The organism is Limnohabitans sp. (assembly GCF_038134685.1).
Lineage (GTDB): Bacteria > Pseudomonadota > Gammaproteobacteria > Burkholderiales > Burkholderiaceae_C > Limnohabitans_A.
This window is the reverse complement of sequence record NZ_JAYPVP010000033.1, coordinates 1-7,844: the sequence shown is the minus strand read 5'-3', so window position 1 is coordinate 7,844 and position 7,844 is coordinate 1. Positions and strand designations below refer to the sequence as shown.

Annotated in this window: 5 protein-coding genes; all 5 read right to left on the bottom strand. The window is 59.5% G+C overall.

Translation table 11 applies throughout. The features are described from left to right. The coding region (locus AAFM15_RS10930) for an FtsX-like permease family protein (RefSeq protein WP_341686744.1) at positions 1-2,148 on the bottom strand (2,148 nt) is incomplete at its 3' end. A 106-nt stretch (positions 2,149-2,254) separates the two neighbouring features. Beyond that, complete coding sequence (locus tag AAFM15_RS10925) at positions 2,255-3,736, bottom strand: HAMP domain-containing sensor histidine kinase (RefSeq protein ID WP_341686743.1); 1,482 nt, start codon at positions 3,734-3,736, stop codon at positions 2,255-2,257. Positions 3,737-3,797: 61 nt separating this feature from the next. Continuing rightward, a complete protein-coding gene (locus AAFM15_RS10920) occupies positions 3,798-5,261 on the bottom strand; it encodes a HAMP domain-containing sensor histidine kinase (protein WP_341686742.1) in 1,464 nt (487 codons plus the stop codon). Positions 5,262-5,304: 43 nt separating this feature from the next. Next, positions 5,305-6,603, bottom strand: a complete 1,299-nt coding sequence (gene boxA / locus AAFM15_RS10915) for a benzoyl-CoA 2,3-epoxidase subunit BoxA (RefSeq protein WP_341686741.1) — start codon at positions 6,601-6,603, stop codon at positions 5,305-5,307. Positions 6,604-6,738: 135 nt separating this feature from the next. Then, on the bottom strand, positions 6,739-7,844 hold a 1,106-nt coding region (gene boxB / locus AAFM15_RS10910; protein ID WP_341686740.1), incomplete at its 5' end, for a benzoyl-CoA 2,3-epoxidase subunit BoxB.

Below are 7,844 nucleotides of genomic sequence, written 5' to 3'. Positions count from 1 at the left end.
GTCCAGCACCGTCCAGAACACCAGCAAGCCCGACAACAGACTCAGGCCAAAGAGACTTTGCAACGCACCCATGACCTGGTCGAGCATGCGCTGGATCTGGCCCAGCGTTTGCCGCAGATCCACGGTGGTGACGTTGGGAAACTGGCGCACCAGTTGTGCGTCCAAAGTGTCACCTGCCTGCGCTGAACGCAAAGTTGCCAGGTAAGTGGTGGGCCACTGCGGCATGCTGGCCACGGGGTAGATCATGAAAAAGTTGGCCCGCATCGACGTCCAGTCCACTTTGCGCACCGAGGTGATGCGCGCTTCATGCACTACGCCCGCCATGTCAAAGCCCACACGGTCGCCCAGCTTCAGACCCAGTGTGTTGGCCAGCCCATCTTCGACGCTGACTTGCCCGCTGTCACCGGATTGCCATTGGCCCTGCACCAGCGTATTTTGATCGGGCAAGCTGCTGCTGTAGGACAAGTTGAACTCACGTTCAACCAGGCGCTGCGCCCGATCGCCCTCGAAGTCTTCTGCCTTGACCGCTTTTCCGTTGATGCTGACCAGGCGCCCGCGCACCATGGGAAACCAGTCCACCAACTCGGCGCCAGACTGCGCAACATGGCTGCGAAAGGCCTGCTGCTGGTCGGGCTGCACATTGATCACGAAATGATCTGGTGCATTGGCCGGGGTCACCTGGCGCCAGCTGCTGAGCAGGTCGGTGCGCAGCAGCAGCATCAATGCCAGCGCCATCAGGCCCAAAGCCATGGCACTGACTTGCACGATCGTCAGGCCCGGTCTTGCAGTGAGCTGCTTGAGCGCCATGCCCCAACCGCCGCGCCGCGACCCTGGCAACAGGGCGGCCGCACGCACCAAAGCGCCAGCCAACACAGCAAACACCAGCGCTGCCAACACAAAGCCTGCCAGCGTCATGCCCACCAAACGGGCATCCTGCCCGAACAACAGCGTGATGGCGGCAAAGGCCAGCAGGCCCAAGGCCGTGACCATCCAGGTGCGCACTCCGGGCGGCTGCATTTGCCGGCGAAGCACACGCAAAGCTGGCACTTTTGCCAGCTGAATCACGGGCGGCACCCCAAAGCCCCAGAGCAGTACCATGCCCACCGCCACGGACAAGAGCCAAGGCCCCGCCCCCGCAGAAGGCAGCTGCACCTGCCACAAGTCCTGCAGCACAGCCACCAGGCCGCCATGCAAGCCCCAGCCTGCGAAAGCCCCGATGCCGCACGCCAGAGCACCAGCCAGGCTCAGCTGCAGCAAATGATTGCCCAACAACTGCGTCTGGGTCTGCCCCCAAACACGACGGAGCGCACAAGCATCGAGTTGTTCACGGGCATAACTGCGCGCCGCCATGGCCAGCGCCACGGCGCTGAGTACCGCTGTCAACAAGGCCACCAGGTTCAGGAAACTGCGTGCACGTTCCAGTGTTTGCTGCATCTCGGGGCGCCCCGAGCTCAGGGTCTCGATACGCGTACCGCGAAGCCCTTGCTGATCGAGCCATTGCTGCGCTTGAAGTGTCCAGCCCTGCACAGCGTCCGCACTGCCGGCGACCACCAGACGCCAGCTCAAACGACTGGCCGGTTGTACAAGTCCTGTAGCTGTGACATCGGCCGCGTGCATCATCACTCTGGGCGCCAGGCTCATGAATCCCATGCCACGGTCAGGCTCTTGGGCAATGACACCACCAATGCGCAACTGGCTGTGACCCAGTTGAAGGGCTTGCCCCACCTGTAGAGATAACTGCGAAAGGATCGCCGCATCCACCCAGACCTTGCCGCGCTCTGGGGCACCGGCTGAGCGTCCTCCTTGCAGTTGCACAGAACCCATCAAAGGGTACGCATCGTCCACCGCTTTGAGCGCCACCAAGACGGGCATGGCACCGGCAGCCGCGATCTCGGCGCTTTCAGCCGCGCTGGCCATGGAGGCCATGCTCAGCTGTACGCTGGTGCGAAGCCCGCCAGCGCGGGCTTTGGCCAACACGGCGTCAGGCACGGGCTGGTCACTGACCCAGGCGGCATCACCCCCCAGCAATTGGTGCGCGTCGCGCCATAAACCGGCCTGCAGGCGCTGCGACAAAAACGCCACCGTCGACAAGGCCGCCACCGCCAGGGCCACAGAGCCCATCAGCAAGCGCAACGGAGGGGTGCGCAACTCCCGGCGCAAGGACCCCAAAAAAGAGCGTAGCCCATGTATTGACATCATGACCACACCTTACCCGAAAGCCATCAACCCTGAGCAATCGGGTATTAAGCCCATCTCATTGGAGCGTTTGGGGGCCTGCAAGCGGAATGCGCAAGGTAAACACGGTTTGTTGTCCCGGCAAGCTGTCAAAGGCCAACTCACCTTCGTGTCCCAAAGCAATCGAGCGGCTGAGCCACAGACCGACGCCCATCCCCTCAGCCTTGCTGGTTTTGAACAGATTGAACACACTGCTTTGCTGATCCAGAGGAATGCCTATGCCGTTGTCGAGCACACGAACCACGGCGAAACCATCGAGCACCTCGCCCTCCACCTGAATCCAGGTCGGCCGGCTCTCCACCACACTGGTGGCTTGCAAGGCGTTTTGCAGCAGGTTGAGCATGACTTGCTGAAGTTGCACAGCATCGCCCAGAACATGCATGTTCGCTTGCAGCCGCACACGCAGTCGAACGCCTTTTTCCTGAGCCGGAATTTTCAGAATGTCGGCCACCTCCTGCACCAGCGCCGACATATCAAGATGTTCATACTCCGCTTTGCCTGTTCGGAACAAATTCCGTAATTTGCGGATGATGTCGCTGGCACGCTGGGTATCGCTAAAAATGCTGTGCGCCACCTTGCCCTCGGGCGTGCTTTCGTCCGGGTACTTCTGTTTGAGCCATTCCGCATGCAGGGAGTTGGCGGCCAAGGGCTGATTGAGTTCGTGGGCAAAACTCGCTACCAAGGCCCCCATGCCGGCGCTCTTGTGGGAAAGGGTCAGTTGGCGAATCAGCTCGTCTCGTTCGTTGAGCATGTCGCGGTGAGCAAGCTCTTGCTGCAGCAAGAGCTTGCTTCTTTCCTGCTCCTTGGCCAAAGACCGCTCGGCCTGCAAACGGTGCTCATGAATCTGACCCACAAAAGCCTGAATGAAGGCCACATTGATCAGGCTGATGCCCCAGAACCGGCTGACATACAGCATGATCGAAACGGGATCATCACCATAAAACTCTACAGGACTCCAGCCCTTCCAGAGCGCAACCGCCTTGATGGCCGAGGAAATGCAGAGAATCCAGCCTGCACGTTTGATGGCATGCGCGCCAGCGACCTTGCCTTGTGCCAACAAGGCATTGCCCACATGCACATACTGCAAAGAATTGATCGCATAAAAGCCGTAAAACCACAACAGATGCCAGAAATCGCTGGCACCATGGACGTACATCACCACGGTCACAGCCACATAGATGCTGTTGGCCACCATCTGTTGTATCAACCATTTGCGGTTGTAGCTTTGGGCCATTTTGCGAAGCGCCATTTGGCGCCCCCAAATACCCAACAAGAGCGGGAAAGCCCCCAGGCACATGACCCACAGGTCGCTGATTTCCCCGCGCAAGCCCAAGGCAAACAGCGCCAAGGCACTGAGCATGCCCGACACGCTCCACAAAGCCACCAGGCGGTTGTGATAACGCGCAAGCCCCGACCAGATCGCACCGTGGATCAACAGGTAAAGCGTGGCGATCATCCAGACGACCGTCCGGGGATCTATATCAAGGTTGATGTTAGGCATTTGGAGTGATGACTTTCGGACTCAATTATGCCGATCAAATCACACCAACCGAAAACAAAAATTATCGAAGCAACGGCAAACGCAAAGTAAAGACCACGCCTTCAGACTGGCTTTCGAAACCCAGATGCCCACCATGCGCGTTGACGATCGAGCGGCTCAGCCATAAACCGACCCCCATGCCTTCGGACTTGGAGGTTTTGAACAAGGTAAACACCTCGTCCTGCAGTTGGGCGTCAATGCCTGGACCATTGTCTCGAACACGCAGGTACATTTGGCCGTCTTGCGTGACGCAACTAACGTCTATGGCCGGTAACGGCGTAGCCGCAGCATCCAGGGCATCCATGGCGTTGTTGAGCAGATTCAACACCACCTGCTGCAACTGCGTGACATCGCCATTGACCATGACCTGATCGGGCACCGAGGAAGACAGCGCAATACCGGACCGCTGGAGGCGACCTTCGACGATGAGCAAGACATCCCGCAGCATGTCAGCAAAAGCAATGGGCTCAAAATTTTGAATCCGGGTCATGAACATGGACCGCAAAGTGCGCACGATGCGACTGACCTTGAAGGCGTCTTCACGCATACCCTCACCCAGCTTGCTCAATTGCTGTGGGTCATCGAGCCGCTGCTGTTGAAGCAGCGTGTCCATGATTTCGGTTTTGAAAGTCAGCGAAGTCAGTGGCTGATTGACTTCATGGGCAATGCCAGCCACCAGCGCGCCCATGCCTGCACTCTTGTTGGACAAGGTCAGCTGCCGGATGATCTCCTCTCGCTCCTTGAGTAAAGCACCCACATCCTGGGCGTGTTGCTCGAGCAGATCTATCTTTTGTTTTTGGAGTTTGGCTTCGTTTTCTGCGCGCAACTGCGATGCTTGCACCTGTCCAACAAAAGCCTGCAAGAAACCCACATTGACGAGGCTGATCGCCACGAACTGCCCGATTAAAACGACCGCCTGGTCCCAAGCCATGACATAAAGGCTGACCTCGCCCCAGCCTCCAAGCAGCGCCACGGTTTTGACACCCAGACTGATACAAAAGGCAAACCCTGCGAACTCAATGGCCCAAGCACCACTGAGGCCTTCTTTCTGGCGCATGGCACGCCCAATCAGAATGTATTCAACAAGATTGAGGGTATAGAAAGCGTAAAACAGCAGCACCAGCCCGGGCAGATAGTCCCCACCCCGCAGAAAATGAGCCAGCCCCAGGCCCATGTAAGCCGCATTGAAGAGCCCATGCCCCCACAGCCAGGAACGAGAGACTGGCCCCAGCATGGAGCGCAAGGTGATCTGCCGCCCCAGGTTACCAGCTGCCATCAAGAATTGGCCAATGATCACCAGCGCCCAATCGGGCCACACGCCACGCATGCCCAGAAACACCAAACCGAAAGCACTGACGATGCCCGACAGGCTCCACGCCGCAACGGTGCGGCTGCGGTACTGAGCCAGGCCAACCCAGATGGCCGCATGCAGCATCAAGTACAGCGCCGCATCCATCAGGTAGATGGTGCGCAGGTCCAGAATCATCACTCCCCCAAAGTCAGGCGTTCACTGACTATAGGTGATTTGATCAGTAGGTTTCAAGGTGCAGGCGACCCTGCTTTTTCAGGTCGGCACCCATCGCTTCCCAGTCGAGGCCCGCTCCTTGGGCGATGTCGCGCAGGGCCATGACCACCCCCTCTTCCATGCTCTTGAGACCACAGACATAGAAACAGGTGTTGGCATCCTGCAGGAGTGCGGCGATGTCGGCAGCGCGGTCGCGCATGGCGTCTTGCACGTAGCGCTTCGGTTTGCCGGCTTCGCGCGAGAAGGCGAATTCAATATCGATGAAGTCCTTCGGCAGCTTGTTGAGCGGTCCAAAGTACGGCAGCTCCGCAGGCGTGCGGGCACCAAAGAACAGCATGAGCTTGCCGCCTTCGAACTTGCCGCTGGCGCGCAAACGTCGGCGCCATTCGGTCATGGCGCGCATCGGAGCCGAACCCGTACCGGTGCAGATCATGACGATGTTGCTCTTGGGATGGTTCGGCATCAGGAAGCTGGCACCGAACGGACCGATCACCTGCACCTTGTCACCGACCTGCAGGTCGCACATGTAGTTGGAGCCCACGCCACGCACGGGCTTGCCGTCGTGGTCTTCGAGCACGCGCTTGATGGTCAACGACAGGTTGTTGTGGCCCGGGCGTTCGCCGTTGCGCGGGCTGGCAATCGAGTACTGGCGGGCGTGGTGTGGCTTGCCGCTGGCGTCCACGCCGGGCGGGATGATGCCGATCGACTGGCCTTCGAGCACGGGGAAAGGCATGCCGCCGAAGTCCAGCACGATATGGTGGGTGTCGTACTCGGTGCCGACCTCGGTCACGCGCAGGTTGCCAGTCACGGTGGCGGTGATGAATTTTTCTGCAGCCTTGGGGCCATACAAGTTGGTATAGGCGTGGGCAGCTGACCAAGGCGGGATGGTGGCGCCGAACTGAGAGGAGTTGAAGGTATCACCGCTCGCGCCGGAGGAGACCGAAGCAGCCGAAGCCGAGGCGGCTTGCACAACAGCCTGGGCTTGCTGCGCGGCTTCGCCAACGTCGCCACCAAGCTCAGCGAGTTGATCGGCACTGAGTTCCCCGGGCAGATCGTCCCACTTGAGCTGCTCTTCGATGCTGTAGGCCTTGGCTTTGGGCATCATGCGCCAGTTGTCGATGGCGCCAGTGGGACATGGCGAGACGCAGTCCATGCAGAGGTTGCAGACATCAGCCTTGACAACGTAGTTACGCGAGTCGTGGGTGATGGCGTCGATGGGGCAGATGGCTTCGCAGGTGTTGCAGCGGATGCAGATTTCCGGGTCGATGACGTGTTGCTTGATCAGGTTCGATTCGGTGCTCATGCGGGCTCCTCGGTGTTGTTCTTCAGTCGACAAAGGCCAGGACCAGGTTCCTCAGCGGGGTACCGCAACATCGTCACCCGGTCCTGGCCTTTTTCGACTGCCCCCCAAAAAGGGAGGCAGCCGGTCAAAGCGTCATCAGTTGAAGCGGACGTATTCGAAGTCCACCGGCTGACGGTTGATGCCCATGACCGGAGGCGCAATCCAGTTGGCAAACTTGCCCGGTTCGACCACGCGGCCCATCAGGCTGGCCACATAGGCACGATCCTGCTCGGTGGGCAGCCATTCACCCACCTTGGCATTCCATTCAGACTCGCTCACAGCGCGACCATCCGGGCTCACTTTCAGCCCCTTGAGCGTGCCGATGTTGCGGTGGAAAGCCTTGTGAGGTACCGTGAGACGGAAGTCCACGCCAGCCTTTTCGATGATGCGGTTCCAACGGTCCACGCCACCTTTGGAATCGGTGATGTAGTCATCACGCAGCACTTCGTTCAAAGCGTTGAGCATCGGGACTTCTTTTTCGACCAGTTGGCCGTCCACCACGTCCAGGATCTTGTAAGTGTTGCCCTTGAGCACATGGTCGTCAGTGCGCTTGCCTTCTTCGTAGCGGCCTTTCAAACCGGAGCTGTAGAAGGTGGCGGCGTTGGACGACTGGTCGGCACCGAACAGGTCGATCGTCACCGAGAAGTGGAAGTTGATGTAGCGCTGGATGGTGGGCAGATCGATCACACCGGCGGCGCGCAGCTTGCTCACGTCGTCGGTCTTGAGCTGGTTCATCATGTCTACAGTGCGCTGGATCACGCGGCCCACGCCGGACTCGCCCACGAACATGTGGTGGGCTTCTTCGGTCAGCATGAACTTGGTGGTGCGAGCCAGCGGGTCGAACGCGGATTCGGCCAGGGCGCACAGCTGGAACTTGCCGTCGCGATCGGTGAAGTAGGTGAACATGAAGAAGCTCAGCCAGTCAGGCGTCTTCTCGTTGAAGGCTTCCAGAATGCGAGGGTTGTCGGCGTTGCCGCTGTTGCGCTCGAGCAGGGCTTCGGCTTCTTCACGGCCGTCCTTGCCGAAGTACTTGTGCAGCAGGTACACCATGGCCCACAGGTGGCGGCCTTCTTCCACGTTGACCTGGAACAGGTTGCGCAGGTCGTACTGGCTAGGAGCCGTCAGACCCAGGTGGCGCTGCTGCTCGACCGATGCGGGCTCGGTGTCGCCTTGCGTGACGATGATGCGGCGCAGGTTGGCGC